Origin of the sequence: Acidovorax sp. JG5, from assembly GCF_017939685.1 — a bacterium.
Classification (GTDB): Bacteria; Pseudomonadota; Gammaproteobacteria; order Burkholderiales; family Burkholderiaceae_C; genus Acidovorax.
In genome coordinates this window covers 1-26,219 of the sequence record NZ_JAGKSE010000013.1, presented here as the reverse complement: position 1 = coordinate 26,219, position 26,219 = coordinate 1, and the positions used below count along the sequence as shown (strand labels likewise).

Annotated in this window: 19 protein-coding genes, 1 other RNA gene and 1 pseudogene; 13 read left to right on the top strand and 8 right to left on the bottom strand. The window is 66.5% G+C overall.

Annotated elements, in window-relative coordinates; all coding sequences use genetic code 11:
* Nucleotides 1-48: 48 nt before the first annotated feature.
* Complete coding sequence (gene phoR / locus J8G26_RS13440; RefSeq protein ID WP_087744886.1) at nt 49-1,431, top strand: phosphate regulon sensor histidine kinase PhoR; 1,383 nt, start codon at nt 49-51, stop codon at nt 1,429-1,431.
* On the opposite strand, the gene J8G26_RS13435 is transcribed toward phoR, so the two are convergent.
* The 5 genes from J8G26_RS13435 to trxA all read right to left on the bottom strand — a co-directional run bounded on the left by J8G26_RS13435 (nt 1,346) and on the right by trxA (nt 6,774).
* Complete coding sequence (locus tag J8G26_RS13435; RefSeq protein ID WP_210569498.1) at nt 1,346-2,713, bottom strand: MATE family efflux transporter; 1,368 nt, start codon at nt 2,711-2,713, stop codon at nt 1,346-1,348. The two genes, phoR and J8G26_RS13435, sit on opposite strands and share 86 nt — an antisense overlap.
* Nucleotides 2,713-4,416: a hypothetical protein gene (locus J8G26_RS13430; RefSeq protein WP_087744889.1), complete on the bottom strand. Its 1,704-nt coding sequence runs from the start codon at nt 4,414-4,416 to the stop codon at nt 2,713-2,715. Before J8G26_RS13430 ends, J8G26_RS13435 begins: the two co-directional genes overlap by 1 nt.
* Before the next feature lie 103 nt (nt 4,417-4,519).
* Complete coding sequence (locus J8G26_RS13425; protein ID WP_005799836.1) at nt 4,520-4,777, bottom strand: type B 50S ribosomal protein L31; 258 nt, start codon at nt 4,775-4,777, stop codon at nt 4,520-4,522.
* Between the two features lie 142 nt (nt 4,778-4,919).
* Nucleotides 4,920-6,182 carry a transcription termination factor Rho gene (gene rho, locus J8G26_RS13420; protein ID WP_210569497.1) on the bottom strand — a complete coding sequence of 421 codons (1,263 nt, stop codon included), beginning with the start codon at nt 6,180-6,182 and terminating at the stop codon, nt 4,920-4,922.
* 259 nt (nt 6,183-6,441) lie between these two features.
* Nucleotides 6,442-6,774 carry a thioredoxin TrxA gene (gene trxA, locus J8G26_RS13415; RefSeq protein ID WP_086912798.1) on the bottom strand — a complete coding sequence of 111 codons (333 nt, stop codon included), beginning with the start codon at nt 6,772-6,774 and terminating at the stop codon, nt 6,442-6,444.
* A gap of 109 nt (nt 6,775-6,883) precedes the next feature.
* On the opposite strand from trxA, the gene J8G26_RS13410 reads away from it, so the two are divergent.
* Genes J8G26_RS13410 through J8G26_RS13400 form a run of 3 tightly spaced genes read left to right on the top strand, consistent with a single transcriptional unit; the run spans nt 6,884 to nt 14,425 of the window.
* Nucleotides 6,884-9,433 (top strand): PD-(D/E)XK nuclease family protein, encoded by a 2,550-nt coding sequence (locus tag J8G26_RS13410; protein WP_210569496.1) that lies wholly within the window; start codon nt 6,884-6,886, stop codon nt 9,431-9,433.
* Complete coding sequence (locus J8G26_RS13405) at nt 9,426-13,019, top strand: UvrD-helicase domain-containing protein (protein ID WP_210569495.1); 3,594 nt, start codon at nt 9,426-9,428, stop codon at nt 13,017-13,019. The genes J8G26_RS13410 and J8G26_RS13405 overlap by 8 nt, the downstream gene beginning before the upstream one ends.
* Before the next feature lie 35 nt (nt 13,020-13,054).
* Nucleotides 13,055-14,425 (top strand): TIGR03862 family flavoprotein, encoded by a 1,371-nt coding sequence (locus J8G26_RS13400; RefSeq protein WP_210569494.1) that lies wholly within the window; start codon nt 13,055-13,057, stop codon nt 14,423-14,425.
* 287 nt (nt 14,426-14,712) lie between these two features.
* On the opposite strand, the gene ffs is transcribed toward J8G26_RS13400, so the two are convergent.
* An RNA gene (gene ffs, locus J8G26_RS13395) (signal recognition particle sRNA small type) lies at nt 14,713-14,809 on the bottom strand.
* Between the two features lie 175 nt (nt 14,810-14,984).
* Between ffs and dnaX the strand changes: the two genes are divergently transcribed.
* The 5 genes from dnaX to J8G26_RS13370 all read left to right on the top strand — a co-directional run bounded on the left by dnaX (nt 14,985) and on the right by J8G26_RS13370 (nt 19,860).
* A complete protein-coding gene (gene dnaX, locus J8G26_RS13390; protein ID WP_210569493.1) occupies nt 14,985-16,940 on the top strand; it encodes a DNA polymerase III subunit gamma/tau in 1,956 nt (651 codons plus the stop codon).
* A gap of 51 nt (nt 16,941-16,991) precedes the next feature.
* On the top strand, nt 16,992-17,324 hold the full coding sequence (locus J8G26_RS13385) for a YbaB/EbfC family nucleoid-associated protein (protein ID WP_010457931.1): 333 nt from the start codon (nt 16,992-16,994) through the stop codon (nt 17,322-17,324).
* 269 nt (nt 17,325-17,593) lie between these two features.
* A complete protein-coding gene (recR, locus tag J8G26_RS13380; RefSeq protein WP_087744901.1) occupies nt 17,594-18,184 on the top strand; it encodes a recombination mediator RecR in 591 nt (196 codons plus the stop codon).
* An 80-nt stretch (nt 18,185-18,264) separates the two neighbouring features.
* Nucleotides 18,265-18,687 (top strand): MAPEG family protein, encoded by a 423-nt coding sequence (locus tag J8G26_RS13375; protein WP_210569492.1) that lies wholly within the window; start codon nt 18,265-18,267, stop codon nt 18,685-18,687.
* A gap of 123 nt (nt 18,688-18,810) precedes the next feature.
* A complete protein-coding gene (locus tag J8G26_RS13370; protein ID WP_210569491.1) occupies nt 18,811-19,860 on the top strand; it encodes an ABC transporter substrate-binding protein in 1,050 nt (349 codons plus the stop codon).
* A gap of 98 nt (nt 19,861-19,958) precedes the next feature.
* On the opposite strand, the gene J8G26_RS13365 is transcribed toward J8G26_RS13370, so the two are convergent.
* Both J8G26_RS13365 and gloB read right to left on the bottom strand, forming a co-directional pair.
* On the bottom strand, nt 19,959-21,476 hold the full coding sequence (locus tag J8G26_RS13365; RefSeq protein WP_210569489.1) for a transglycosylase SLT domain-containing protein: 1,518 nt from the start codon (nt 21,474-21,476) through the stop codon (nt 19,959-19,961).
* Nucleotides 21,476-22,249, bottom strand: a complete 774-nt coding sequence (gene gloB / locus J8G26_RS13360) for a hydroxyacylglutathione hydrolase (RefSeq protein WP_210569487.1) — start codon at nt 22,247-22,249, stop codon at nt 21,476-21,478. Before gloB ends, J8G26_RS13365 begins: the two co-directional genes overlap by 1 nt.
* Between gloB and J8G26_RS13355 the strand changes: the two genes are divergently transcribed.
* The 4 genes and pseudogenes from J8G26_RS13355 to J8G26_RS13340 all read left to right on the top strand — a co-directional run.
* Nucleotides 22,248-23,135 carry a methyltransferase domain-containing protein gene (locus tag J8G26_RS13355; protein WP_087744911.1) on the top strand — a complete coding sequence of 296 codons (888 nt, stop codon included), beginning with the start codon at nt 22,248-22,250 and terminating at the stop codon, nt 23,133-23,135. The genes gloB and J8G26_RS13355 overlap by 2 nt on opposite strands.
* On the top strand, nt 23,132-23,581 hold the full coding sequence (gene rnhA / locus J8G26_RS13350; protein ID WP_087744915.1) for a ribonuclease HI: 450 nt from the start codon (nt 23,132-23,134) through the stop codon (nt 23,579-23,581). Before J8G26_RS13355 ends, rnhA begins: the two co-directional genes overlap by 4 nt.
* A gap of 290 nt (nt 23,582-23,871) precedes the next feature.
* Entirely contained in the window at nt 23,872-25,272 is a 1,401-nt protein-coding gene (locus J8G26_RS13345; RefSeq protein WP_210569486.1) for a phenylacetate--CoA ligase family protein, read from the top strand.
* Between the two features lie 143 nt (nt 25,273-25,415).
* Nucleotides 25,416-26,177, top strand: a pseudogene (locus tag J8G26_RS13340) (MFS transporter); the annotation flags it as partial.
* Nucleotides 26,178-26,219: the final 42 nt, after the last annotated feature.

Below are 26,219 nucleotides of genomic sequence, written 5' to 3'. Positions count from 1 at the left end.
CGGGGGCACCAAGGCCTCCGCGTCTACCGAGAAAGTTGTGTAGTCCGCATGCTCTGGCGTTTTGGATATTTTCTTGCCTGGCAGCTTGCCGGGGGTGCGCTTGGCTGGTGGCTGACGGGCTCCTGGGGTGCCGTGGTGGGTGCCGCGGTGGCTGCATGGTTGTGGTTTGGTGGTGATTTGTGGCGGGGCGCACGCGTGCTGCGGTGGTTGCGTTCGGGTGACCTGTCTGCAGCACCGTCCATATTCGGCATGTGGGGCGAAGCCGCCGAACGCGCGCGACGCTTGTTGCGCCAGCGCCAGATGCTGGTCAAGGACAGCGAAGACCGCGTGCAGGAGATTCTGGCGGCGCTCCAGGCGACCCCCAACGGTGTGGTGCTGCTCGACGCCGAGGGGCGCATTGAATGGTGTAACCAGATCGCGGCTGCCCATCTCGGTTTTGATGCCCAGCGGGATGTCATGCAGTCCATCGGCAACCTGGTGCGGGACCCCGATTTCGGCGCTTACTATGCCGCCCAGAATTTCACCCACGACGTGGTGCTGCAGGGCCGGGACAGCACGCCGTCGCGGCCCGTGCGCATTTCGGCGCACCTGCATCCTTATGGCGACGGGCGCAAGCTGTTATTGACCCGCGACGTCACGGCGCTGGAGCAGGCTGACGCGATGCGGCGCGATTTTGTGGCCAATGTCTCGCATGAGATCCGCACGCCGCTAACGGTGCTGACCGGTTTTGTCGAAACCCTGCAGACCTTGCCACTGGACGCCGAGGAGCGGGCGCGGTATCTGGCCATGATGGCCCAGCAGGCGGCGCGCATGCAAAGCGTGGTGCACGACCTGCTGACGCTCTCGCGCCTGGAAGGCAGCCCATTGCCCGGCATGTCTGAATGGACGCCGGTGCAGGTCCTGATGCAGCGGTGTGAAGACGAGGGGCGGGCCTTGTCTGCCGTGTTGACGCAAAACCACCATCGACACCATGTGCTGCAGTTTCCGGCCGCGCAGGATTTGCGTGCCCAGGGTGAGATTGCTGGCGTGCCGTCCGAACTGCAAAGCGCGCTGTCCAACCTCATCAGCAATGCCGTGCGCTATACGCCCGCAGGCGGCACCATCACCGTGCGGTGGCAGCACACGAATGATGGAACCGCCACTTTTAGCGTCAGTGACACCGGGCCAGGGATAGCGCCAGAGCATATTCCGCGCGTCACCGAGCGCTTTTACCGCGTGGACCGCAGCCGGTCGCGGGAAACTGGGGGTACAGGCCTGGGGCTCGCCATCGTCAAGCACGCGGTGCAGCGCCATGGCGCCACGCTCGATATCGCCAGCGTGCTGGGCAAGGGATCGGTGTTCTCTGTCACCTTTCCCGCCAACCGGCTGCGCCGCCCCGCGCTGCCGGACGGATTGCAAGCCACAGCATCAGCACAAACAGCCCTGCCGTGATGGCCAGTGCCAGCGCGCTGGCCGCCCAGAACGGCGCTGGTGACGCCACGGGCGCCCAAGATCCCAGCCCGTGGTAGGCCAGCACATAGCCCCCGCCTAGCCCCGCGCCCCACAGCAAAAGACAGTACACCGCCAGCGGCGCGATCGTGATGCGGTAGCTGCGCAGCACAAAGACGCACAGGGTCTGCACGGCGTCGGCGGCATGGTAGGCCGCAACCCACAGCAGCAGCCCGCTGGTGACGGACACCACGGCAGTGCTGCTGGAATACAGGGTGGGCAATGCTTTGTTTGCTATTAATAATATAGCTGCTAGCGCAATACCCATAAGCGCGGAGAGCCTAAAACCTATAAAAACAACGCTGCGTGCCCGGATGGGGTTGCCCGCCCCCAGCCAGTAGCTCACCCGCGCACTGGTGGCAATGGCCAGAGACAGGGGCACCATGTACAGCACGGCGGCCACGTTGGCCGCGATCTGGTGCGCTGCCGTGGCCACAGTGCCCTGGCGCGCAATGAACAGCGCCATCAGCGTGAATGAAGTCACTTCGACCATGATGGCCAGCCCCGCCGGCACGCCCAGCCGGGCGAAGCCGAGGATGGTGGGCCAGTGGGGGCGCTCCATGCGCTGCCAGATGCGTAGCGGCGTGTACAGATCCTGGGTGCGCAACAGCCAGAAAGCCAGGGCCAGCATGCTGGCATTCACCACCAGGGTAGCCCAGGCGCAGCCTACGGCGCCTTGCGCTGGCAGGCCCGCGCCGCCAAACGTGAACCAGACGGACAGCGGCAATTTGACGAACAGCGAGCCCACCTGCAGCCAGCTCACCAGTTGTGGACGGCCAATGGCTTGGTTCAGCGTGCTGTACAGGCGAAAGAGCAGGGCGGGCGGAAGCGCCAGGGCCAGTACGGCCAGGTATTGCTCGACCTCGGTGCGCAGAGCCTGCGGCACCTCGGTCCAGCGCAGCAGCGGGCCGGGTGATAGCAGGATGAGCATGCCCGCTGCCGATGCCGCGGCGCACAGATAAACGGCCTGGCGCAGCGACGTGCCAATGGCACCAGGGTTGCGTGCGCCCCGCTGTTCGGCCCAGACGGGCAAAAGCGCCTGGAAGATACCCATCAGCGCAACATAGACACTGATGAAGATCGCCGAGCCCACTGACAGCGCCGCCAGGGAGGTTTCGCCGTGGCGCCCGGCCACGATGGTGTCGGTCACGCCAAAGGCCATCACAGCCAGTTGCCCTGTCAGCACGGTCAGGGCGTGGCGGGAGATGGTGGACGACTCCGACATCAGTCGGGCGTTGCCGTTCTCCGGAACAGCAGGATGAACTCGTTTTTGTCGGTGGGGCGGCCGATGGTGGCCTGCCTCGTCCAGTGGTCTGGGTTCACCCGGTTTTCAGGCGCTGGCCAGGCACTGTTGTCTGCGACCAGCCAGGGGCATTGGGTTGAAGGGCTGGCCGATTGCAGGCGCAGTTGGGCGTGGTACTGCAGCGCGGCCATCTGTGCCCGGCTCAGGCCAACCATTTGTACGCATCCAGGGTTCGGGCCCAGTGCGGCGGCCAGTTTGCTCGCCTGCGGTGCATAGCTGCGGGCGTAGTCCAGCAGCGGGAGCCATAGGGTGGTCAGCAACAGCCAGCACAGTGCTGCACCGCTGGCCGGCAATACCAGGCTTTTCCAGATGGCTGCACGGTTGCGTGCCGCGCGCCACCACACTAGCCTGCACCAGGCCGCAGATGCGACCAGTGCCACCACCAGCGCCAGCCACGAGAAGGTGGGTATGAACCCAGGGGCCAACTTGGCCACGTTGGCCGCGGGCTGGGCCGGCACGCCCGTCTGCATGGCAAACCAGATCACCCAGATAGCCACGGCCGAGACGCTGAAGAACAGCAAGGTGAACCAGTCAATCAGCGCCGCCATGCTGCGGCGGAAGGTGGGCAGCGCAAACGCTGCCAGCGTGGCAATGGCAGGCAAACCCAAGAGCAGCGCCCGGTCTGCCGGTTGGGTAGTGAAAGTGGCCCCAACCGAAACGAGCGAAAACCACAGGGGCAACCAAAGGTGGCGATGCGGCTGGCGGTTGAACAGCTGCTTGCGCCAGCGCCACAGGGTCCAGGAGGCCATGGGCCAGGCGGGCCAGCCGAACCACAGCAGCAGCCGCAGCAGGCTTCTGAGTTCCTTGCCTTCCGTGGCCGCATTGAGCAGGCGCCATCGCCAAAGATCCAGTTGCCATGCCAGCAGGGCCGCCAGCACAGTGACGACACCCAGCCCCAAGGCCCAGCGCACGCGCCGATCCGACGGGGCTGCTGGTGCCAAAACCACCAGCACGATGCAGCCCACGCCCAGCAATGCCGCGATCGTAGGCGCGCCGGCCAGTGTGAGTCCTATCATGCCCGCCACCAGCGCCACGGCGGGCGTCACCGTGCGGTAGGGCAAAGTAGCCACGGAAAAGAAGATCAGCGCCGCGCACGCAAGCTGTGCAAGGTAGCCCGTGGCTTCGTGCGACAGCTGCGCCAGACCCAGGCAGGCAATCAGCGCCAGCAAGGCGCCATCGGCGATGGCACGCGCGTAATCCAAAGGATTGGCCTCGCCGCCAAAGGCAAACGCGACAGGCTGGGCGCCCGGACTGCGCGCCAGGTAGTAAACACCGTACCAGGTGGCTGCCAGCGTCAGCACCAGCAGCGCCATGAACGGCAGGCGCGCCGCCATTTCAGGTGCCATCAGCCAGTCGGGCGTGATCTGGATGGCCCAGGCACCCAGCCAGTAGGGCAGCAAGCCATCGGTTTCGGGGGGCATGCCCCCCAGCTGTGGTCTCAGCCACGCGGTGTGTCCGTTGGCCAGTTCCATCATGTAGCCGAACGCAGTCACATCGGCTTTCTTCCAGGGCCCCCGGCCTACGAAGCCGGGCACGACGTAAGCCAGGCACAGCAGCAGCAAGGCCCAGCGAGGAAGCGGGCGCGCAGCTTTTTGGGTAACGATGGCGGGGGTGGGAGAGTTCACGCGTCAGGAGGATGGCAATGGCTGACTGCCGAGAATAAGGGCAAAACCAAACAAAAAGGCAGCGCGGTTGCCCGTGCTGCCTTGTTGGCGGAGATGCGGCGAATTACTTGGCTGCAGTCTTGCCGAAACGGTTGCGGAAACGTTCCACGCGGCCGCCCATGTTGTCCACGGATTTTTGCGTGCCGGTATAGAAAGGATGCGATTCGCTGGAGGTGTCCAGCTTGAACATGGGAAGCTCACGGCCGTCGTCGGTCTTGCCCATTTCCTTGGTGTTCACGCACGAGCGGGTCACAAACTTGAAACCGTTGGACAGGTCCACGAACAGAACTTCGCGGTAGTTGGGGTGAATGCCTTCTTTCATGATCAATCCTTGTCAAGTGCGGGAGCCGTGCGGGACCCGAAGCAACCTTTGCCTCGTGAAACATCCAGCGTACTTTCCGCAGAAAAAGCCCACGATTATAGCCCGGAGTGGGCAAGGGGCCATGTTGGCTGTGGTGCGTTGTTTACCCGCCCCGTCGCATCATGTCGAAGAACTCGACATTGCTCTTGGTGGCCTTCATGTTCTTGATCATGAGCTCCATGGATTCGATTTCATCCATGTTGTACATGAACTGGCGCAGGATCCGGGTTTTTTGCAGGATTTCGGGCGCCAGCAGCAGTTCTTCGCGGCGCGTGCCGCTCTTGTTGAGTTCGATGGCGGGGAACACGCGCTTTTCGTACAGGCGGCGGTTCAGGTGGATTTCGCAGTTGCCGGTGCCCTTGAATTCTTCAAAGATCACTTCGTCCATGCGGCTGCCGGTATCGACCAGCGCGGTGGCGATGATGGTGAGCGAACCACCTTCCTCGATCTTGCGCGCGGCGCCAAAGAAGCGCTTGGGGCGCTGCAGTGCGGCGGCGTCCACACCACCCGACAGCACCTTGCCGCTCGACGGCACGACGTTGTTGTAGGCGCGGGCGAGGCGGGTGATCGAATCGAGCAGGATCACCACGTCCTTCTTGAGCTCGACCAGGCGCTTGGCGCGCTCGATCACCATCTCGGCCACATGCACGTGGCGGGCGGCGGGCTCATCGAAGGTGGATGCGATGATTTCGCCCTTCACCGTGCGCTGCATTTCGGTCACTTCTTCAGGGCGCTCGTCCACCAGCAGCACCATCAGGTGCACGTCGGGGTTGTTGGCCGTGATGGCGTGGGCGATGTGCTGCATCATCACCGTCTTGCCGCTCTTGGGCGGGGCGACGATCAGCGCGCGCTGGCCACGGCCGATGGGCGCGATGATGTCAATGATGCGGCCGGTGATGTTCTCCTCGCTCTTGACGTCGCGCTCCAGACGCATCTGCTCCTTGGGGAACAGGGGCGTCAGGTTTTCGAACATCACCTTGTGCTTGTTCTGCTCGGGCGGGCCGCCATTGACGGAGTCAAGTTTGTTCAGCGCAAAGTACCGTTCACCATCTTTGGGTGTGCGGACCTCCCCTTCAATCATGTCGCCGGTGTGCAGGTTGAAGCGACGTACTTGGCTCGGACTGATGTAGATGTCGTCCGTGCTGGCCGTGAAGCTCGTGTCGGGGCTGCGCAGGAAGCCGAAGCCGTCGGGCAATATCTCCAGCACGCCATCCGCAATGATCTGTTCACCGGTCTTGGCGCGTTTCTTGATGATGGCAAACATCAACTCCTGCTTGCGCATGCGGCCAGTGTTTTCAATTTCAAGCTCTTCGGCCTGCTTCAGGACTTCAGACACATGCAGTGCCTTGAGTTCATTTAAGTGCATGGGGTGACTCCTTGGCGGAGCTGGTGTGAATCTTGGGGGAGAGGCGGTAGCTGGGAGAACCGTTGTTTGCGGCCCCGGCTTGCCTGGGGATCTCGAACCGGTTGCCAATGCGTGCAAGCCGGTGATCTGGCGAAATTATGACAGGAAAAAATCTGTGCTGGCCGGATCGCGCAGTGAGGGGCGCGTCATGCGCAAAGCCATCCACACTTTTGCCGTTCCAGCAGCCCCGGGGATCAGGGCGCTGGCACGAGGCGAAAAATCAGGCCAGTTGCTGATCAATGAAGGCGGTCAGTTGCGCCTTGCTCATGGCGCCGACCTTGGTGGCGGCCAGCTGGCCGTCCTTGAACAGCATCAGCGTGGGAATGCCGCGAATGCCGAACTTGGCCGGGATCTCTCGGTTCTCGTCCACGTTCATCTTGGCGATCTGCAGCTTGCCCTGGTAGGTGCCTGCGACTTCGTCCAGGATGGGGGCGATCATTTTGCAGGGGCCGCACCATTCGGCCCAGTAGTCCACCAGCACCGTGGTGCCGGTTTTCAGCACGTCGGCTTCAAAGCTGGCGTCAGAGACATGTTTGATGAGTTCGCTGGCCATGGCGGATTCCTTGATTTTGAGCGGGTTGGGACCGGTGTACGTATAAAGTCTGGGCATTGTGACAGAAACCAATTCCCCATTCACCGGTATGGCCGGGGCCTGCGACGCTATGACAGTCATAGCGAAAAGCGATCAGTGCGCAACCCTTTGGCAGCAGGTGCTCGCCCAGGTGGAGGCGCACATGCAAGCGTTGGCCGCCCATCCGGCGCGCACGGTGGTGCTGGTACCCTATGCGCAGCTCATGCCTTGGGCCCAGCGCTACTGGGCCTTGCAGCATGCCGATGGATTCGCCCCCCGTTTCGAAACCACGCGCAACTGGGCCCGCCAGCTGGCGGCCTTTGTGCCGCAGGGCGATGACCTGGCCGGCGATGTGGCGCGCGACACGCTCACTGCGCGCAACTTGCTCGACCGCGCTGGCCTGGCCGAGCAACGTGATGTGCTGGCCGCGCCTTTGCAAGAGGCTGCCACGCAGCTGGCGGCGGTGGTGGCGGCCATTGCGCCGGCGCAGCGCGAGGCCTGGGGCGCCCAGGCGCGCAGCCTTTTGCCCGAGGCCGACGAAGGCTCGTCCCTGCGTTTTGAAGCCGTGGTGGCCCGCATTGCACTCGAATGGGTGCTGGCCTCGCGCCACGCCACCGATGTGTTGTTCGAGCCTGGCGTGCGCCAGTCGGTCGATGCCCTGGTGGTGTTGCAAGGCTTTCAGGTCGAGCCCCTGGCGCAGGCCTTGCAGGACCATTGGGGCGACAAGGCGGTGGCGCTGGTCCTGCCGCCTGCATCCACAGATGCCAACGTTCGCGGCCCAATTGCCCTGCACGCCGCGCAGGATGCCGAGGACGAAGCCCAGCGCGCAGCCGCCTGTGTGCTGGCCCATGTGGTGGCCGGCCGCACCCCGGTGGCGCTGGCGGCCAACGACCGCGCCCTCACGCGCCGCATTGGCGCGCACCTGGCCAGCAGCGGTGTGGCGGTGCGCGATGAAAACGGCTGGACGCTGTCCACCACCCGGGCTGCCGCGCAACTGATGGCCGCGCTCAAGGCCAGCGCCTGGAATGCATCCGCCGATGAGGTGCTGGACTGGCTCAAACACGCGCCGGTCATCGAGCCCGCTGCGCTCAATGCCCTGGAGCGGGCATTGCGCAAGGCCTCGGTAGCCGCCTGGTCGGGTGCGGTTGCACGCGACTGGTCGGACAAGCCCGCCCTGGCGGCCTGCGTGGCCCAGGTGCAGGACTGGCGCGAAGCCCTGCGCACACCGCGCCCGCTCGCGCAGTGGCTGCAGGCCTTGCGCACTTTGCTCGTGGCCAGCGGCCAATGGCCGGTGCTCGAAGCGGATGCCGCCGGCGCCCGCGTGCTGACCGCGCTGCGCCTGCAGGTCGGCCAGGAGGCCGAGCTGGAGGGCTGGGCCAGCGCCGGCCGCCGCATGGCCCTGGCCGAGTTCACGCGCTGGGCCAACGAAGTGCTGGAAGCCGCGCGCTATGTGCCCCCGCAGACGGGCAATGCGCCCGTGATCGTTTTACCCATGCCCCAGTTGCTGGCGAGGCCGTTTGCCGCGCTGGTGCTGCCCGGCTGCGATGAAAAGCGCCTGCAGCCCTCGCCGGAACCCGTGGGCGACTGGACCGCGGCGCAGCGCCAGGCCTGGGGCCTGCCCACGCGCGAATCGCTGGAGGTGGCCCAGCGCGCCGCCTGGCAATACGCGCTGCAGACGCCCGCAGTGGATGTGCTCTGGCGCACAGGCGACGAAGGCGGCGAGCCCTTGCTGGCCAGCGCGCTGGTGCTGGCGCTGCACCTCGATGGCATAGCCACCCAAGGCGCCGACGACCGCAGCCTGCGCACCGTGGCGGCCACACCCACGGCGCGGCCCTTGCCCGATGGCAGCGCGCTGCCAGTGGTGCGTCTGTCATCCACCGCCTATTCCGACTTGCGGCATTGCCCGTACCGCTTTTTTGCGCTGCGCCAGTTGGGCCTGCAAGAGGCCGACGAACTGGCCGCCGAAGTGGACAAACGCGATTTTGGCAACTGGCTGCACGCAGTGCTGCAGCACTTTCATGAGGCCTTGCTGGCCGACCCGACGGCCGACGCAGACCAGCGCGTGGCCCGCATGGACAGCGCCGCGCAGGCCGTCACGCTGCAACAAGGCCTGGGCGAGGGCGACTTCCTGCCGTTCGCCGCAGGCTGGCCGCAGGTGCGCGATGGCTATCTGCGCTGGCTCGCTCAGCACGAACAGGCCGGGGGCCACTTCCGGCAGGCCGAGGTGCAGACCACCCAACCGCTGGGCGCGCTGCAACTAGTGGGCACCATCGACCGCATCGATGCCGTGTCGTCCACCGGCGAGCCCACGGCCCTGGTCATCGATTACAAGACCGAGAACGACACCGTCACGCGCAAACGCATTGGCGCCGGCGCCGAAGACACCCAGCTCGCGTTCTACGCCGCCTTGCTGAGCCATGACACGCTGCGCGCCGCCTACGTGAACGTGGGCGAGCGCGGCGATACGCAGATGCACGAACAGCAAGAGGTGGTGCACCTGCGCGACCTGCTGGTCGAAGGCATCCAGCACGACTTCGCCCGCATCGCCGCAGGCGCACCGATGCCCGCCCTGGGCGAGGGCGCTGTGTGCGACTACTGCGCTGCGCGCGGCCTGTGCCGAAAAGACTTCTGGAATGACTGAGGCCCCGCCGGTGACCGAACTGACCCACACGACTGCTGCCTACGAACACAACGGCCACCCCGTCTCGCGCGAGGCCTTCTACGCCATCGCCTGCGACCCCGCGCGCAGCGTGGCTGTGGAGGCCTGCGCGGGCGCGGGCAAGACTTGGATGCTGGTGTCGCGCATGCTGCGGGCCCTGCTCGACGGCGCCGCGCCGCACGAGATCCTGGCCATCACCTTCACCAAGAAGGCGGCGGGCGAAATGCGCCAGCGGCTGCAGGAATGGCTGGAGGCGTTTGCCGATGCGCCGCTTGCGGATTTGACGCGCGAGCTGGTTGCAAGAGGCATCAGCCCCCAGCACGCTCTGGATAAGCGCGATGCGCTACAAAATCTATACCGCCAGATGCTGGCCAGCGGCCGCCCGGTGCAGATCCGCACCTTCCACAGCTGGTTTGCCGCGCTGCTCGGCACGGCCCCGTTGGCGCTGCTGCAGGCGCAGGGTTTGCCCGCCAATTTTGAGCTGCTCGAAGACGACGCCGAGGCCGTGCGCGAGGTCTGGGGCCCGTTTCTGCAGACCGTTGCCACCAGCGCCAGCCTGCGGGCCGACTACGAGGCGGTAGTCGCTCGCCATGGCCGCTCGCAAACCCACAAGGCGCTGGCGGCGGCGCTGTCCAAGCGGGTCGAGTTTGACCTAGCCGATGTGGCGGGCGTGGTTGATGCGTCGGTGCCGCCGTTCCAGGCGCAATACCCGGAGCTGGCCGCTTTCCACGAACCCGCCGACGCGCTGCAAGGCGACGCCTGCCACCAGCGCTGGCTGGCCCGCGCCAAGGCGCTGGGGGTTGAGGCCAACAAGACGCCGCAAAAGGCGGCCGACGCGATCATCGACGCGCTGGCCTGTGACGACCTGAACCAGCGGCTGGACCAATTGCGCCGTGCCATGTTCGTCGCCAAGGAAGATCGGCTGTCAAAGAACCTCGAAAAATTCGCCGCCGCGCAAGAGGCCGAGCCCGAACTGCAGCGCCTGCTCACCGCCCGCCGCCAGCACGACGCCTGGCAGCACCAGCAGCGCATGGCCCGCCTGGCGCGTTGCCTGATTGCCCAGTTTGCGGCGGTCAAGCACCAGCACGGCTGGGTGGACATGAACGATGTGGAGCGCACGGCGCTGGTCATGCTGGCCGACCCCATCCTGTCGGGCTGGGTGCAGGAGCGCCTGGATGCGCGCATCCGCCACCTGCTGGTCGATGAGTTCCAGGACACCAACCCGCTGCAGTGGCAGGCGCTGCACGCCTGGCTGTCGGGCTACGCGGGCTCGGGCGGCGGCGCCAGTGGCCAGAAGCCGCCCAGCGTGTTCATCGTGGGCGACCCCAAGCAGAGCATCTACCGCTTTCGCCGCGCCGAGCCGCAGGTGTTCATCGCCGCGCAGGCCTTTGTGCGCGACGGCCTGGGGGGCGATCTGCTCAGTTGCGACCACACGCGCCGCAACGCCACGGGCGTGATCGCGGCCGTGAACCATGTCATGGGCAGCGCGCAAGCGCAGCAGGAAACCAGCGGTTTTGGTGAAACCTTCGGTTTTCGCGACCACACCACCGAATCCACAGACCCCGGCGTGCTGCTGCGCCTGCCGGCCATCCTGCCGCCAGATGCCAACGGTGGCGGGGGCACCGACCCGTTCGCCTGGCGCGACAGCCTGACCGAGCCGCGCCACGAGGCCGAAGAAACCCAGCGCATGCGCGAGTGCACGCAGGCCGCCGCCTGGGTGGCGGCGCAGATTGCTGCGGGTACGCCGCCCAACGAAGTGCTGGTGCTGGCCCGCAAGCGCGACCGGCTCGCCGCCATGCAAGAAGCCCTGCGCGCCCTGCACCTGCCCTGCGTGCAACCCGAAAAGGCCGACCTGTTCGACGCGCCCGAGGTGCAGGACATCGTGGCGCTGCTCGATGCGCTGGTCTCCACCGGGCACGACCTGTCGTTGGCGCGCGCGCTCAAGTCGCCGCTGTTCGGTCTGGAGGATGACGCCCTGGTCGCGCTGGCCGTGCTGCGCCGCCAGCCCGAGCATGCGGCCAGCAGCTGGTTTGATTTGCTGCAAAAAAGTGAGCTACTACCGCTTGATCTGCAAGCGCTAGCGGCCCATTTGACCCAATACAAGGCCTGGGTGGACGCCTTGCCGCCGCACGACGCGCTGCACGCCATCTACCAGCATGGCGACGTGCTGGCCCGCTTTGCGGCAGCAGCCCCCGCCGCGCAGCGCATGGCGGTGCAGGCCAATCTGCGCGCGCTGCTTTCGGCCGCGCTGCAGCACGACGGCGGCCGCTACCTCACGCCCTATGCCTTTGTGCGCGCCATGAAAAAAGGCGGCGTGCGCGCACCCGGCCGGGTGGATGCGCAGGCCATTCGCCTGCTCACCGTGCACGGCGCCAAGGGGCTGGAGGCGCGCTGCGTGCTGCTGCTGGACACCGACACCCGCCCGCAAAAGGCCGAGACCATGGGCGTGCTGGTGGACTGGCCCGGCGAAAAGACCGAGCCCGCAGGCTTCGTCTTCCTGGCCAGCGAATCCAGCCCGCCGCCCAGCGCCGAAACCGCCCTGGCCGCCGAGCAACAGGCCCGCCAGCGCGAAGAACTCAACATGCTCTACGTGGCCATGACGCGCGCCAAGCACTGCCTGGCGCTGTCGTCCGTGCTGCCCAGCGTTTCCGCGCCGGGCAGCTGGTGGAACCGGCTGGCGCCCTTGCTGGCGGATGCGCAAGGGTTGGACGAGGCGGTTGAAGCCGATGGAAAGGGGGTTGCCGCGACGACGGACGGCGTGCACGACCCATTCACCCTGGCCGAGTTGCCTGCGCTTCCCGCCGAATGGCGTGCCATGACCCCGGCGGTGCAAGAAGGCGCTGATTCTGCCGACCCGCAGGCATCGCTGTCCACCCCCGCATCGCGCCTGGGCGAGGCCATGCACCAGCTGCTGGAGCAGGCGGGCGTGGCGGGCGCGCCGCTGGCCGACCTGCGCGCCCAGGGCTGGCCCGCGGCCCGCGTAGCCCGGCTGGCGCAGGACTTTGACATCACCGTGGGCGCGGCGCGCATGGCCGCGCAGACCGCACAGCGCATCCTGGCGGGCGAGGGCGCCTGGGCCTGGGACGCCACGGTGGTGGACACCACCATCAACGAAGCGCCGCTGCGCCACCAGGGCCAGAGCCTGCGCATCGACCGGCTGGTGCATTGCCACCAGCCGCCCGAGCGCGCGGGCTGGTGGGTGCTCGACTACAAAAGCGCCGCCGAGCCCGAGCGCCAGCCTGCTTTGATAGCGCAACTGCAGCGCTACCGCGCGGCGGTGCAGGGGCAGGCACCGGGCGAGCGCGTGCGGGCGGCCTTCTTGACGGGTGACGGGCGCATGGTGCTTGTGGATGGGCCTTCCCTGGGCGAACCCGCTATCGCAGGCGCCTCGGTGCCCGATCTGGCTCAGGAGGCCGCTGCCGTGCGGCATACTCTCGCCCCCGCGCCATCGGCACCGCCGGCGCCTGCCGCCTTGTCCACATCCGCTTACGCGCCGGCCGCCGCCACGGGGGCGCACGAGGCTGCCGCAGGGCCCCCTCAGGGTTTTGTCCAAGGCTCCCTGTTCTGAATTGACTGTTTTCGATGGATCCAAAGGTTTTCCCCATGAATGCACCCACCCCCCTGGCAACCGAGGCGGCCACGCCTTTGCACTGCGATGTCGCCATCGTGGGCGGCGGCCCCGCCGGGCTGATGGCGGCCGAGGTGCTGGCGCAGGCAGGGGTGGTGGTGCATCTGTTTGACGCCATGCCCTCGGTGGGACGCAAATTTCTGCTGGCTGGCAAGGGCGGGCTCAACCTCACGCATTCCGAGCCGCACGGGCCTTTTGCCAGCCGCTACGCCGGGCGCCAGCCGCAGATCGAGCCGCTGATCCAGGCCTTCGGCGGCCCCGAGGTGCGCGCCTGGGCGCAAGGGCTGGGCGTGGAGACCTTCGTGGGCACATCGGGCCGTGTGTTCCCGGCCGACATGAAAGCCGCGCCCCTGCTGCGAGCCTGGCTGCAGCGCTTGCGCACGCAGGGCGTGCAGTTTCATATGCGCCACCGCTGGCTGGGCTGGGCCGATGGCGGTTCAGAGGGCGCCGGCAGTGGTGCGCTGCGTTTTGCCGCGCCCGCCGGCGAGGTGCGGGTCGCGGCCCGCGCGGTAGTGCTGGCGCTGGGCGGCGGCAGCTGGGCGCGCCTGGGGTCCGATGGCGCCTGGGTGCCGCTGCTGACGCAGCGCGGCGTGGCCGTGGCGCCACTGCGGCCGGCCAATTGCGGCTTTGATGTGTTGCGTGCCGATGCGCCCGTGGGCGAAACCCGCCGTGCGTTTTTGCAGGAGCTGATCGGCCGCACGCCCACGCCGGCCGTGGGCTGGACGCCGCATTTTGCCGAGCGTTTTGCGGGCCAGCCGTTCAAGACCGTGGCGCTCAGCTTCACCGACAGCCAGGGCCGCAGCTTTGACCGCCGGGGCGAGTTTGTCGTCACAGCCACCGGGGTGGAGGGCAGCCTGGTCTATGCCGCCGCGCAGCTGCTGCGCGACGAGATCGAGGCCCATGGCCACGCCACGTTCCACCTCGATCTGCTGCCCGACCATGCGCCCGAGCGCGTGCTGGTCGAGGTGCGCCACCCACGCGGATCGCGGTCGCTGTCGAGCCACCTTAAGAGCCGCCTCGGCCTGGACGGCATCAAGGCCGGCATCCTGTACGAACACCTGGGCAAGGACGGCATGAATGACCCCGTGGCCTTGGCCCACGCCATCAAGGCGCTGCCCATCACCGTGGTGGCAACCCGCCCGCTGGACGAGGCCATCAGCAGCGCGGGCGGCGTGGTGTTCGAAGCGCTGGACGAGCACCTCATGGCAAGCGCCGCGCCCGGCGTGTTCTGCGCGGGCGAGATGCTGGATTGGGAGGCGCCCACCGGTGGCTACCTGCTCACGGCCAGCCTGGCCAGCGGCCGTGTGGCGGGCGAGGGCGCGCTGCGCTGGCTGGGACAGGAGTAGCCCGCAGGGGCATGAGAAGGCGTTGGGGGAGCCTGGCNTTTTGCGCATGCCCGCTCATCACGCCAAAACGCACCCGCTCGTCGTTGCAAATGCGCGCCATAGCCCGAGCTATGGCTGTGCTTTGCGCCTAGATCGGCTGCGTTGTGGCACGCTGCTCGGACCCGCGCAAAAAACTCTCAGACTCTGAGTGCGCGGACTTTGTGCGAGCCAAGCGGCTCACCGCAAACAAGGCGAAAGAGATGCTTGGGAGGGGATTTTTTGCGCGACAGCGCAAAAAGAAAGAAGAAGTTGACGAGCCTTACCCCCGGCACTGGCTCCACAGTTAGGGCTGCTTGGTTCCCCACCTGACCCGGTTGGCCGCTTCACCATGCGGGGAGGCCCGTCAGGATCAGATTCTACCCCCTGTGGCGCTTCGCGCCTTCCCCCTTCTCTCGAATTGCTTCGCAATTCGGGAAGGGGGACGATGCCAGCGCGGCGGGGCGGCCCTTGCGCGGCATCTCCGGTCTTGGGCGCGCCGGTATCGGAGGGCAGGGGGGCTATGGGCCATAGAATCACCCCCATGTCCTATCTCGTGCTCGCCCGCAAGTACCGCCCCCGCAATTTCACCGAAATGGTGGGGCAGGAGCATGTGGTGCAGGCCCTCACCAATGCGCTCAACACCCAGCGCCTGCACCATGCCTACCTGTTCACCGGTACGCGCGGCGTGGGCAAGACGACGGTGTCGCGCATCCTGGCCAAGTCGCTCAACTGCCAGGGGCCGGATGGCACTGGCGGCATCACCGCCACGCCCTGTGGCGTGTGCTCGGCGTGCACGGATATCGACAGTGGGCGCTTTCCCGACTACACCGAGCTCGATGCCGCCTCGAACCGCGGTGTGGACGAGGTGCAGAGCCTGCTGGAGCAGGCGGTGTACAAGCCCGTGCAGGGCCGCTTCAAGGTCTTCATGATCGACGAAGTGCACATGCTCACGAACACGGCGTTCAACGCCATGCTCAAGACGCTGGAAGAGCCGCCCGAGTACCTCAAGTTCGTGCTGGCCACGACCGACCCGCAGAAGGTGCCGGTCACAGTGCTGAGCCGCTGCCTGCAGTTCAACCTGCGCCCCATGGCGCCCGAGACGGTGCTCTCGCACCTCACGCAGGTGCTGGCGGCCGAGAACGTGTCGGCCGAGCCGCAGGCCCTGCGCCTGCTCTCGCGCGCGGCGCGGGGCTCCATGCGCGATGCGCTGTCACTCACCGACCAGGCCATCGCCTTTGGCAGCGGCCAGCTGCAGGAAGCCGCCGTGCGCCAGATGCTGGGCGCGGTGGACCGCTCGTACGTGTTCCGGCTGATTGATGCGCTGGCCCAGGGCGATGGCAAGACCGTGGTGGAAACCTCGGACACGCTGCGCCTCAATGGACTGTCTGCCGCCTCCACGCTCGAAGAGATGAGCGCCGTGCTGCAGCGCATGGCCGTGTTCCAGGCCGTGCCGCAGATGGCGGGCGCCGTGGATGCCGACGACCCCGAGGCCTTGGAAACCGCCCGCCTGGCCGCGCTGATGCCCGCCGACGAAACCCAGCTGCTCTACAGCCTGTGCCTGCACGGGCGCGGTGAACTGGGCCTGGCACCGGACGAATACGCGGCGCTGACCATGGTGCTGCTGCGTCTGCTGGCCTTCAAGCCCCCTGGTGACCCGGCTGAAAAAAAAACTCTGACGCGGCCTGAAGCGCCTCCCGGCGCGGCTGAACCGGGGTCCCGCACCGCTGCGGCAGGTGTCGCACCCGTCGCGCCAAGCCCGTCGCAGGCGCAGCCGCAAGACGGGCCCACGCAACCAGTTTATGAACAAAACAAGGCGCTAGCGCCTGTCCTGCAGGCGCAATCAGCTACTTATTCGATAGCAGAGCCTGTCGCGCAACCTGTTGTGCAATCCTCGCAGGCGCCCGCGGTGGTGGCCGCCATGCCCGCTGCCATCGCCATGCCCGTGCGCAGCGGCAATGGGTTTGAGCAAAAAGAGCCTGTAGCCCCATTGCAGCAAGCGCAATCAGCTCCTGAATTTGTAGCAATACCGGTGCGCATGGCGCCAGAACCTGGCGCGCGCCTGCAACCCCATGCGCATTCCACGCCGGTGCCGGCCTCGGCCCGCTACACCCCCACCGAAGAAGGCGATGTGTGGCACGGCATCGTGCAACAACTCGTGGCGGCCGAGGCCATTACCGCCCTGGTGCGCGAGCTGGCCCTGCAGTCCCAACTGGTGGCGCGTGATGCGGGCCACTGGCTGCTGCGCGTGGAGCGCGAATCGCTCAACCAGCCCCAGGCCCGCGAGCGCCTGCGCGCCGCGCTGGAGGCTGCGGGCCATGCCAGCCAGATCAGCGTGGAACTGGGCGTGGTGATTGACAGCCCCGCCCGCCGCAATGCCGCTGCCGCCGCCGAGCGCCAGCGCGTGGCTGAAGACATCGTGATGAACGACCCCTACGTGCAGTCGCTGGTGCGCGACTACGGCGCGAAAATCGTGCCGGGCAGCATCAAGCCTGCATGATCGAAAACCACCATTCAAACCATTCCACAGAAACGAAAAGGAAACCACACCATGTTCAACAAGGGACAACTCGCCGGCCTCATGAAGCAAGCCCAGGCCATGCAGGACAACCTGAAAAAGGCCCAGGACGAGCTGGCTTTCATCGAGGTGGAAGGCGAATCGGGCGCCGGCCTGGTGAAGGTGCTGATGACCTGCAAGCACGACGTCAAGCGCATCACCATCGACCCGAGCCTTCTGGCCGAAGACAAGGACATGCTGGAAGACCTGGTGGCGGCGGCGTTCAATGCCGCGGTGCGCAAGGCGGAAGAAACTTCGGCGGAGAAGATGGGCAAGCTCACGCAAGGGATGCCAGGCCTCCCCGGCGGCATGAAATTCCCTTTCTGATGCTCTGGCTACCGAGCGGGCGATCTGCGTCGTTGGGCGGTGCTCGGAATCCTCACGTACAGGAAGTACGTTCCGGTTCCTGTGCTCCGTCCGCCTAGCAGCTCATCCCGCTCGCTACGCCCTTGAGGGCGGGGTTATTGAGGGGATACAAGCTGAGCCGCGTACCCCAACTGCCGTTCGGGCTGAGCCCTTCGACGGGCTCAGGACAGGCTTGTCGAAGCCTGGCTCCGCACACCTCCCACACTGTCACCCGAATTGCCCCTCCGCCCATGTCCACCACCAACTCCCTCGAAGTCTTGATCCAGGCCCTGCGCCGCTTGCCGGGGGTGGGGGTGAAGTCTGCGCAGCGCATGGCGTTTCATCTGTTGCAGCACGACCGCGACGGCGCACTGGCGCTTTCGCGGGCGCTGCAGGAGGCCGTGGGGTCGGTGCACCACTGCACGCTGTGCCACACCTTCACCGAGGCCGAGGTGTGCAGCACCTGCCTGGACCCCGAGCGTGACGCCACGCGGCTGTGCGTGGTCGAAACACCGGCGGACCAGTCGGCGCTGGAGCGCACAGGCGCTTTCAAGGGGTTGTATTTTGTGCTGATGGGGCGGCTCAGCCCGCTCGACGGCATCGGGCCCAAGGAAATCGGCCTGCAAAAACTCATGGAGCGTGCTACCAACGGCGTGGTGCAGGAGGTGATTCTGGCCACCAACTTCAACGCCGAGGGCGAGGCCACGGCCCATGTGATCAGCGAGGCGCTCAAGAGCCGGGGCCTGCATGTCACACGGCTGGCGCGGGGCGTGCCCGTGGGCAGCGAGCTGGAATATGTAGATCTGGGCACCATCGCGCATGCGCTGGTGGACCGCAGGTAGCTTCGCCGCCGCTAGAATACTCCCGAATTAATAGCGTACAGCGCTTGTCGGTGCTGCGCTAGAACTGTTTGAGCGTAAAAATGAACTCCTTGCATGTAGCGCGTTTCACGGTGGCCTACTGGTGCGTGTTCATGGCCGTGCTGCTGCCCCTGGTGTGCGCCGGGCTGGCCAAGAGTGGCGGTTTTGGCAAGTCGCGGCGCGCGGGCGGCTATGACAACCACGACCCGCGTGCCTGGATGGCCCGCCAGTCCGACTGGCATGCCCGCGCCAACGCAGCGCAGGCCAACAGTTTCGAGGCGCTGCCCTTCTTTGTGGGCGCCGTCCTCATTGCGCACCAGTTGGGGGCAGGGCAGACCTTGCTCGACATCCTCGCCTTCCTGTTCATCATGCTGCGCATTTTCTACATCATGATGTATGTCGCGGACATGCCCAGGGCCCGCAGCGCGGTGTGGGGCGCGGCTTTCCTGGTGAATGTCGCCATTTTCTTCATCGGCTACCGGTGACGCCTGCGGGCTGCGGCCTGCACGGCAATACGTAGAAATCCTCAGGGGATGCCCTGATGCGTCCATGCAGACGCTGCGGCACGATTGTTGCGTTGCAGCAATGTCTGCTCTTTTCTTTTTTCCATGCCCGTTCCTCCTGTCAGCCGTCGCGCCTTTGGTGCCCTGTCCGCATTGTCGGCAGTGGCGGCGTGCGCGCCGGCATCTTGGGCGCAGGCGCCAGGCACTGCGGCGGGGCGTATCACTATTGCCGTGGGCGGGCAGGCCGTGCTGTACCACCTGCCCCTGACCATTGCGGACCGGCTGGGTTTTTTCCAGGCCGAGGGGCTGGATGTCGTGGTGCAGGACTTCGCCGGTGGCGCCCTGGCTTTGCAGGCGGTGCGCAACGGTGTGGCCCAGGTCTGCTCGGGGGCTTATGAACACACCCTGCGCCAGCAAAGCCGGGGCCAGGATTACCGCGCTTTCGTGCTGCAAGGGCGGGCGCCGCAGCAGGCGCTGGGGGTGTCTGTGCGGGCGCTGCCGGGCTACCGCGGGCCAGCCGATCTGCGGGGGCGGCGCATCGGTGTCTCGGCCCCGGGCTCATCCACCCAGGTGATGGCAAGCGTGCTGCTGGCGCGTGCGGGTGTGGATGTGCGCGAGGTGTCTTTTGTGGGTGTGGGCGCCGGTGCTACCGCCCTGGCGGCTCTGCGCTCGGGTCACATCCATGCGTTGTGCCATGCCGATCCGATCATGGCACTGCTGGAGCAGCGGGGCGAGGTGCGCCTGGTCAGTGACCTGCGCACGCTCAATGCCGCGCAGGAGGTGTTTGGCGGTGCCATGCCAGCCAGTTGCCTGTATGCCCCCCAGGCATTTCTGCAAAAGGAGCCGCTGGTGGCGCAAGCGCTGGCCAACGCCATGGTGCACGCACTTAAATGGCTGCAAACTGCTGCGCCGGCGGATCTGGTCAGGGCGGTGCCCGCCAGTGACCTGCTGGGTAACAGGGCCGTCTATCTGGCGGCATTCAACCGGGTGCGCGAGACGTTTTCGCCCCATGGACTCATGCCCGAGGACGGCCCGGCAACGGCCTTGCGGGCGCTTGCCAAGATCTATCCGGGCATGGCCGGCCCACGGGCCAGCCTGCAGCGCAGCTATACCAACGACCTGGCCCGCAAGGCGCGGGAGAAATTCGGGGTTTGAGCCCATCGCAGCACAGCCCGCGTCTTCGCACTGTGCTCGCACTTCAGAGCCTGTTGACGATTTCGCAGGGGCTCCTGGACGATCGTCAACATGTTCTCTCAGCGCCGCTTTCTGGCGGGCTTGCCACCCTTGCGCGTGGGAGCGGAAGCGGTGGCTTTCAGGTTGGGCTTGCGGCTGGCGCTGCGGCTTGTCGAGGCGCCCTGGCCCATGCGCACGGGCAAGAACATCACCACCTGCTGGCCGGCCTTGAAGGCGGCGCTGGCCTTCACATCGTTCCAGTCCGCCACATGGTCGGCGCTGACGCGGTAGCGCTGTGCAATGCTGCGCACGGTGTCGCGCTTGCCGGCACGCACCGTGGTGCGGCGGGTGACGATTTCGGGGGTGAGGGCCAGCTGGCCGTTGTCTGCCAGGTGGGCCGACACGTCCTGGCGGGTGGTGGTGGTGCGGGGCACCATCAGTGCCGAGCCCGCCTTGATCAGCATGCGCGGCGGGATGTTGTTGAGGCTGCGCAGGTCGGCTTCGCCCATGCCGGTGCGCTGGGCGGCCTCGGCCACGCTCATGGTGGTGGGCACCGACCACACCGTCCAGCTGGCGTATTGCCCCTGGTTCTTGGCCTCCAGGTTGCGCTGGAACACGCGCGCGTTGTCCCAGGGCAGCAGGATCTGGGGGGTTCCAGCGGCAAAAATGGTGGGGCGGTGGAACGCCGGGTTCAGGGCCCGAAAATCTGCTTCGCGGATCCCGGCCAGCTGGGCCACCACGGCCACATCGATGTCGTGGGTGATGTCCACCGTCTGGAAATAAGGGTGGTTTTCGATCAGCGGCAACTCGGTGCGAAACGCCTCGGGGTTGGCCACGATGTTCTTGACGGCCTGCAGCTTAGGCACATACAGCCGCGTCTCGGCGGGCATGTTCAGGTCGGTGTAGCCGGTGCCCAGGCCTGCCTTCTGGTTCTTGGCAATGGCGCGGCCCACGCTGCCTTCGCCCCAGTTGTAGGCGGCCAGGGCCAGGTGCCAGTCGCCAAACATGCCGTGCAGCTTTTGCAGGTAGTCAAGGGCGGCGCGGGTCGATGCCAGCACATCGCGGCGGTCGTCGCGAAAGGCGTTTTGCTTGAGGTCAAAATAATTGCCGGTGGCGGGCATGAACTGCCACATGCCGGCGGCCTTGGCGCTGGACACGGCCTGCGGATTGAAGGCGCTCTCGATGTAGGGCAGCAGTGCCAGCTCGGTGGGCATGCCCCGGCGTTCCAGCTCTTCGACAATGTGGAACAGGTATTTGCTGGACCGCTCGGTCATGCGCTGCATGTAGTCGGGGCGGCTGGCGTACCACTGCTCGCGGTCCTGCACCAGTTCGTGCTGCAGGTCGGGCATGGCAAAGCCGCGGCGAATGCGCTCCCACAGGTCGGCGGGCGTGGACAGCGAAGCCACCTGGCTGCCGCTGGCCCGGCCGGAAGTGATCGGGCTCAGCGGCCCGTTGGGGATGAGGGGGGTGTGGCTGCGGGTGGTGGTGCCCGAAGACGACGGATCGGTGTTGCCTTGGCTGTCGGTGGTGGTGCCCGTGGTGGCGCAGCCGGTCAGCCACAGCAGTCCTGCAAGGCAGGCGAAGCGCAGAATTTTCATCAGAAGTCGTTTTTCCATTGGCGCAGGGCGGCAAACACCGCCACGGCGTCTTGTGGTTGGACCTGGGCATCGAAGCCCTGGGCGGCTGCAGCGACCGCGGTTTCGCGGACCCGCAGAAAAGGGTTGATGTCACGTTCCAGCGCCATGTGCGATGGCAGCGTGGGCTGTTGCTGGGCGCGCAGGTTTTCGCAGTGGCTGCTGTAATCGCGCAGCGCCTGGTTGCCAGGCTCCACCGCGCGTGCGAATCGCAGGTTGGAGAGCGTGTATTCGTGGGTGCAGCATACGCGGGTGTTGCCCGGCAGTTTGGCCAACTGGTCGAGGGATGCCAGCATCTGCGCGGGCGTGCCTTCAAAAATGCGCCCGCAGCCGCCCGAGAAAAGGGTGTCCCCGCAAAAAAGCAGGGGGGCACCGTCCAGGTCGGGGCAGTAATAGGCGATGTGGCCAGCCGTGTGGCCCGGAACATCCAGCACCGAAAACCGCAGGCCCAGCAGGTCCACGGTGTCATCCTGCGCCAGGCGCACCAGCGGCTCGGGGATGCGCTCGCGCGCGGGGCCGTACACCTGTGCGCCGGTGGCTGCGCGCAAGGCATCGACGCCGCCCACATGATCGGCGTGGTGGTGCGTGACTAGAATGGCCTGCAATTGCAGTCCCTGTGCTTGCAGGGTTTGCAATACGGGCGTAGCGTCGCCGGGGTCCACCACAATCGCCTGCCGACCGTCGTGCAGCATCCAGATGTAGTTGTCGGCAAAGGCGGGCAGCGCAAGCAGGTTCATGATCCATCCAATTATAAGTTTGCACCACTGGTTCGACTCCCCCCCCGGCCGTTACCTGCTGGCCTGGGAGCAAGAGCGCTGTGACGAGGCGGTGGCGGACATTTTTGGCTACCACGGCCTGCAGATCGGCATCCCGATGCTCGACGGCCTGCGCGCCAACCGCATACCCCACCAGTGGCTGGCACTGGGCGAAGAGGGCATGGCCCTGCTACCCGGCGCCCGCGCCGCCACCCCCCAGCCAACCACGGGCGCCGCCGGGCCCGATGCCCTGCGCCTGCTGGCCCTGCTGGCCGACCCGGTGGCGCTGCCCTTTGCGGACAACAGCCTGGACCTCATCTTGCTGCCCCACACGCTCGAGCAGAGCGTGGACCCGCATGCCGCGCTGCGCGAGGTCGAGCGGGTGCTGGTGCCCGAGGGGCGGGTGGTGATTTGCGGGCTGAATCCTGTCAGCCTGTGGGCCTTGCGCCAGCACCGGGCGCGGCTTTACCAGCGCCTGGGGCGGGGCCGGCTGTTTTTGCCGGACGCGGGCGAATTCATCGGCTACCGGCGGCTGCGTGATTGGCTGCGGCTGCTGAGCTTCGAGGTCGAATCGGCCCAGTTTGGCTGCTATCGGCCCGCCGTGCGCAGCAGCCACTGGCTGGAAAGATTTGCCTGGATGGACCGTTTGGGCGAGCAATGGTGGCCGATACTCGGGGCCGCGTATTTTTTGGTGGCCGTCAAGCGCGTGCATGGCATGCGCCTGCTCGAACCCGCCTGGCGCACAGCCCCGCAGCGTGCCGCCGCGTCGGTGCCCGTGGCCAACCGCGGTGCCGCCGGAACACCCTCCCACCGCACCAGCCGGGTGCCCACCGCTGCGTCGGGCACCACAGACAGGAAAAAAGTTTGAATCAGATTGAGATATACACCGATGGCGCCTGCAAGGGCAATCCGGGCCCTGGCGGCTGGGGCGTGTTGCTGCGCTCCGGCGCCACCGAAAAAGAGCTCTTTGGCGGCGAACTCGGCACCACCAACAACCGCATGGAACTGACCGCTGTCATCGAGGCGCTGTCCGCGCTCAAGCGGCCTTGCGCGGTGACGCTGTACCTCGACAGCGAATATGTGCGCAAGGGCATCACCGAATGGATCCACGGCTGGAAGGCGCGCGGCTGGCGCACCGCCGCCAAACAGCCGGTGAAAAACGTCGAGCTGTGGCAGCGCCTGGATGCGCTGGTCACCAACGCCGGGCACCGCATCGACTGGCGCTGGGTGCGGGGGCATTCGGGTGATCCGGGCAACGAGCGCGCTGATGCCCTGGCCAACCGCGGCGTGGAAAAAGCCCTGGGGCGCGGCTGAAGTTCTTGACCAGCGGCTGCGGTTATGCGTTGGCGGCGTCGCGTTGGATACTACTGAATTGATAGCTGCTGGCGCTTATGGTTAAAGCGCTAGAGCCGCTTTTTATCTAAAATTCCTGGGTGCGTGAATCGTCCGCCGGCAGCGCAAGCTTGCGCCATGTCGGTAGGCAGGGGCGCGGCGCTGTGTTCTGATGGCAGCCGGTTGAACTCTGTACAAGGAGTGCACATGAACCCGCTGACCAAAATGGCGCTGGCGCCGACCGTGGGCTGGCCGGCCGGAGCGGCGCCGCCATGAGCACCGTATTCGACCCGCTGCGTCTGTCGGCGGTGTCGATGGACATCATGGCCGCCAACCGCGATACGCCGCAGGGCTTGCTGCGGCGCCAGCAGGCGCGGCTGGCGCTGGTGCTGGAGGCAGCGCTGAAGGGCTCGCGCCTTTACCGCGAACTGCTGGGCCCCGACATTTCGGCGCGCACGCCACTGTCGTCGTTGCCGGTGGTGACGCGCTGCCAACTGATGGAGCGCTTTGACGATTGGGTGACCGACCCGTGCCTCACGCTCGATGGGCTGCGCGCCTTCACTGCCGACCCCGCGCGCATCGCCGAGCCCTGGCAGGGCCGCTACATGGTGTGGGAAAGCTCGGGCACCAGCGGCCGGCCGGGCATCTTTGTGCAGGACGCGCAGGCCATGGCCGTGTATGACGCGCTCGAGGCACTGCGCCGCTGCGCACCGCGCCCACTGGTGCGTTGGCTGGACCCGCTGTGCCTGTCCGAGCGCATTGCCTTCGTTGGGGCCACCAGCGGGCATTTCGCCAGCTATGTTTCAGTGCAGCGCATGCGCACGCTCAACCCCTGGCTGGCGGGCAGCACGCGCAGTTTTTCCATCCAGGTGCCAGCGGCTGAATTGGTGGCCGCCCTCAACGACTTCGCGCCCACGGTGCTTGCCACCTACCCCACCGCTGCCGCGCTGCTGGCCGACGAGGCGGGCCGTGGTGCCTTGCGCATCGCGCCGCAAGAGGTGTGGACCGGCGGTGAAACGCTCCGCCCCGCCGTGCGCTCCTACATCGAGCGGGGGTTGGGCTGCCCGGTGCGCAACAGCTACGGTGCGTCGGAATTCCTCACCATGGGCTGGGAGTGCGCCCACGGCCACATGCACCTGAATGCCGACTGGGTGATCCTGGAGCCGGTGGATGAGCACCACCGCCCCGTGCCTGCAGGCCAGCCGGCCTGCAGCGTGCTGCTGACCAACCTGGCCAACACGGTGCAGCCCCTCATCCGCTACGACCTGGGCGACCAGATCACGCTGCTGGCCGGGCGCTGTGGCTGTGGCTCGCCGTTGCCGGTGATGGTGGTGCAGGGGCGCCACGACGACCTCTTGCACATGGCGGGGCGCGATGGCCGGTCGGTGACGCTGCTGCCCATGGCCTTGTCCACCGTGCTGGAGGACGACGCGGGCGTGTTCGACTTTCATCTGCGCCAGCAGGACGAGCACACGCTGGTGCTGCGCCTGCCTGCGACGGGCGAGGCAGGGCAGGCCGCCATGGCACGCTGCTGCACTGCGCTCCAGGCCTTTGCCAAGACCCAGGGCGTGCACCGGCTGCGTGTGCTGCAAGAGCTGGGCCTGCCCGTGCCCCGGGGGCGCAGCGGCAAGGCCTGCCGCATCGTGGCGTGCCCTGTTTCAATTCGCTATTAAAATAATAGCTTCTGGCGCTTTATTCGTAAGCGCTCAAGCCTGATTTTTCTTTTTACGAACACAGCCGCTTTCGCGGCCTGTCCACTGTCCATTTACCGCTTATGCAACGTCATTGGCCTCCGTTTGCCTGGGTCTGTTTTGCCATGTGCGTGGGGGTCATGGGCACTGCCCTGGCCAGCCCGCTGTATCCGCTGTACCAGGCCCGCTGGGGCCTGCAGCCCAGCCACATCACGGGCATTTATGTGGCCTACATGTTCGGGGCGCTGGCCAGCCTGCTGTTTCTGGGGCGGCTGAGCGACCGGTTCGGTTTCTTGCCGGTGCTGCGCCTTGGCCTGGTGCTGGTCACGGCCGGCGTGTTGCTGTCGGCGCTGGCCTGGAGCGTGGCGTCGTTCGTGGCCAGCCGTGTGTTGATCGGTATTGCCTCGGGAATGATCACCACCTCGGCGTCCATCGGTCTCACGCAGCTCAACCGCAGCAGCAATGTGCTGCGCGCCTCGGCCATGACGAGTTTTGCCATGGCGCTGGGCTTTGGCCTGGGGCCGCTGGTGGGCGGGCTGATGGCCCAGTGGGTGCCGCTGCCGCTGGTGACGGCCTATGCGCCCAGCGTGGTGCTGGGGGTGCTGGCGATCTATGCGCTGTACCAGGTGCAGGTGCCCCGCGCAGCCCCGGCCGCCGCGCCAGCGCCGTTGGCCTTGCACGACTGGCTGCCGCGCATCACGCTGCCGCAACCCGCCTTGCGCCGCCCGTTTCTGATTGCCAGCCTGGGGGCGTTCAGCACTTTCGGCATCTTCGGTCTTTATGCATCGCTGGCACCGAGCTTCATGGCGCACATGGTGCCGTGGCACGGCCCGGCCGTCAGCGGCCTGTCGATTGCCATGATCCTGTTTTTTTCTGCCGGCTTTCAGTGTAAGCGCACGGCAAACCCATGTTGACCGCAGATGGCTACC

What these genes read in the sequence shown, in the direction of transcription:
- gloB (WP_210569487.1), bottom strand. Translation starts at nt 22,249, where the DNA reads ATGAACCTGCTTGCGCTGCCCGCCTTTGCCGACAACTACATCTGGATG.
- J8G26_RS13435 (WP_210569498.1), bottom strand. Translation starts at nt 2,713, where the DNA reads ATGTCGGAGTCGTCCACCATCTCCCGCCACGCCCTGACCGTGCTGACA.
- J8G26_RS13375 (WP_210569492.1), top strand. Translation starts at nt 18,265, where the DNA reads ATGAACTCCTTGCATGTAGCGCGTTTCACGGTGGCCTACTGGTGCGTG.
- J8G26_RS13370 (WP_210569491.1), top strand. Translation starts at nt 18,811, where the DNA reads ATGCCCGTTCCTCCTGTCAGCCGTCGCGCCTTTGGTGCCCTGTCCGCA.
- phoR (WP_087744886.1), top strand. Translation starts at nt 49, where the DNA reads ATGCTCTGGCGTTTTGGATATTTTCTTGCCTGGCAGCTTGCCGGGGGT.
- recR (WP_087744901.1), top strand. Translation starts at nt 17,594, where the DNA reads ATGTCCACCACCAACTCCCTCGAAGTCTTGATCCAGGCCCTGCGCCGC.
- J8G26_RS13355 (WP_087744911.1), top strand. Translation starts at nt 22,248, where the DNA reads ATGATCCATCCAATTATAAGTTTGCACCACTGGTTCGACTCCCCCCCC.
- J8G26_RS13405 (WP_210569495.1), top strand. Translation starts at nt 9,426, where the DNA reads ATGACTGAGGCCCCGCCGGTGACCGAACTGACCCACACGACTGCTGCC.
- J8G26_RS13345 (WP_210569486.1), top strand. Translation starts at nt 23,872, where the DNA reads ATGAGCACCGTATTCGACCCGCTGCGTCTGTCGGCGGTGTCGATGGAC.
- rho (WP_210569497.1), bottom strand. Translation starts at nt 6,182, where the DNA reads ATGCACTTAAATGAACTCAAGGCACTGCATGTGTCTGAAGTCCTGAAG.
- J8G26_RS13385 (WP_010457931.1), top strand. Translation starts at nt 16,992, where the DNA reads ATGTTCAACAAGGGACAACTCGCCGGCCTCATGAAGCAAGCCCAGGCC.
- J8G26_RS13425 (WP_005799836.1), bottom strand. Translation starts at nt 4,777, where the DNA reads ATGAAAGAAGGCATTCACCCCAACTACCGCGAAGTTCTGTTCGTGGAC.
- J8G26_RS13365 (WP_210569489.1), bottom strand. Translation starts at nt 21,476, where the DNA reads ATGAAAATTCTGCGCTTCGCCTGCCTTGCAGGACTGCTGTGGCTGACC.
- J8G26_RS13410 (WP_210569496.1), top strand. Translation starts at nt 6,884, where the DNA reads ATGACAGTCATAGCGAAAAGCGATCAGTGCGCAACCCTTTGGCAGCAG.
- J8G26_RS13400 (WP_210569494.1), top strand. Translation starts at nt 13,055, where the DNA reads ATGAATGCACCCACCCCCCTGGCAACCGAGGCGGCCACGCCTTTGCAC.
- dnaX (WP_210569493.1), top strand. Translation starts at nt 14,985, where the DNA reads ATGTCCTATCTCGTGCTCGCCCGCAAGTACCGCCCCCGCAATTTCACC.
- trxA (WP_086912798.1), bottom strand. Translation starts at nt 6,774, where the DNA reads ATGGCCAGCGAACTCATCAAACATGTCTCTGACGCCAGCTTTGAAGCC.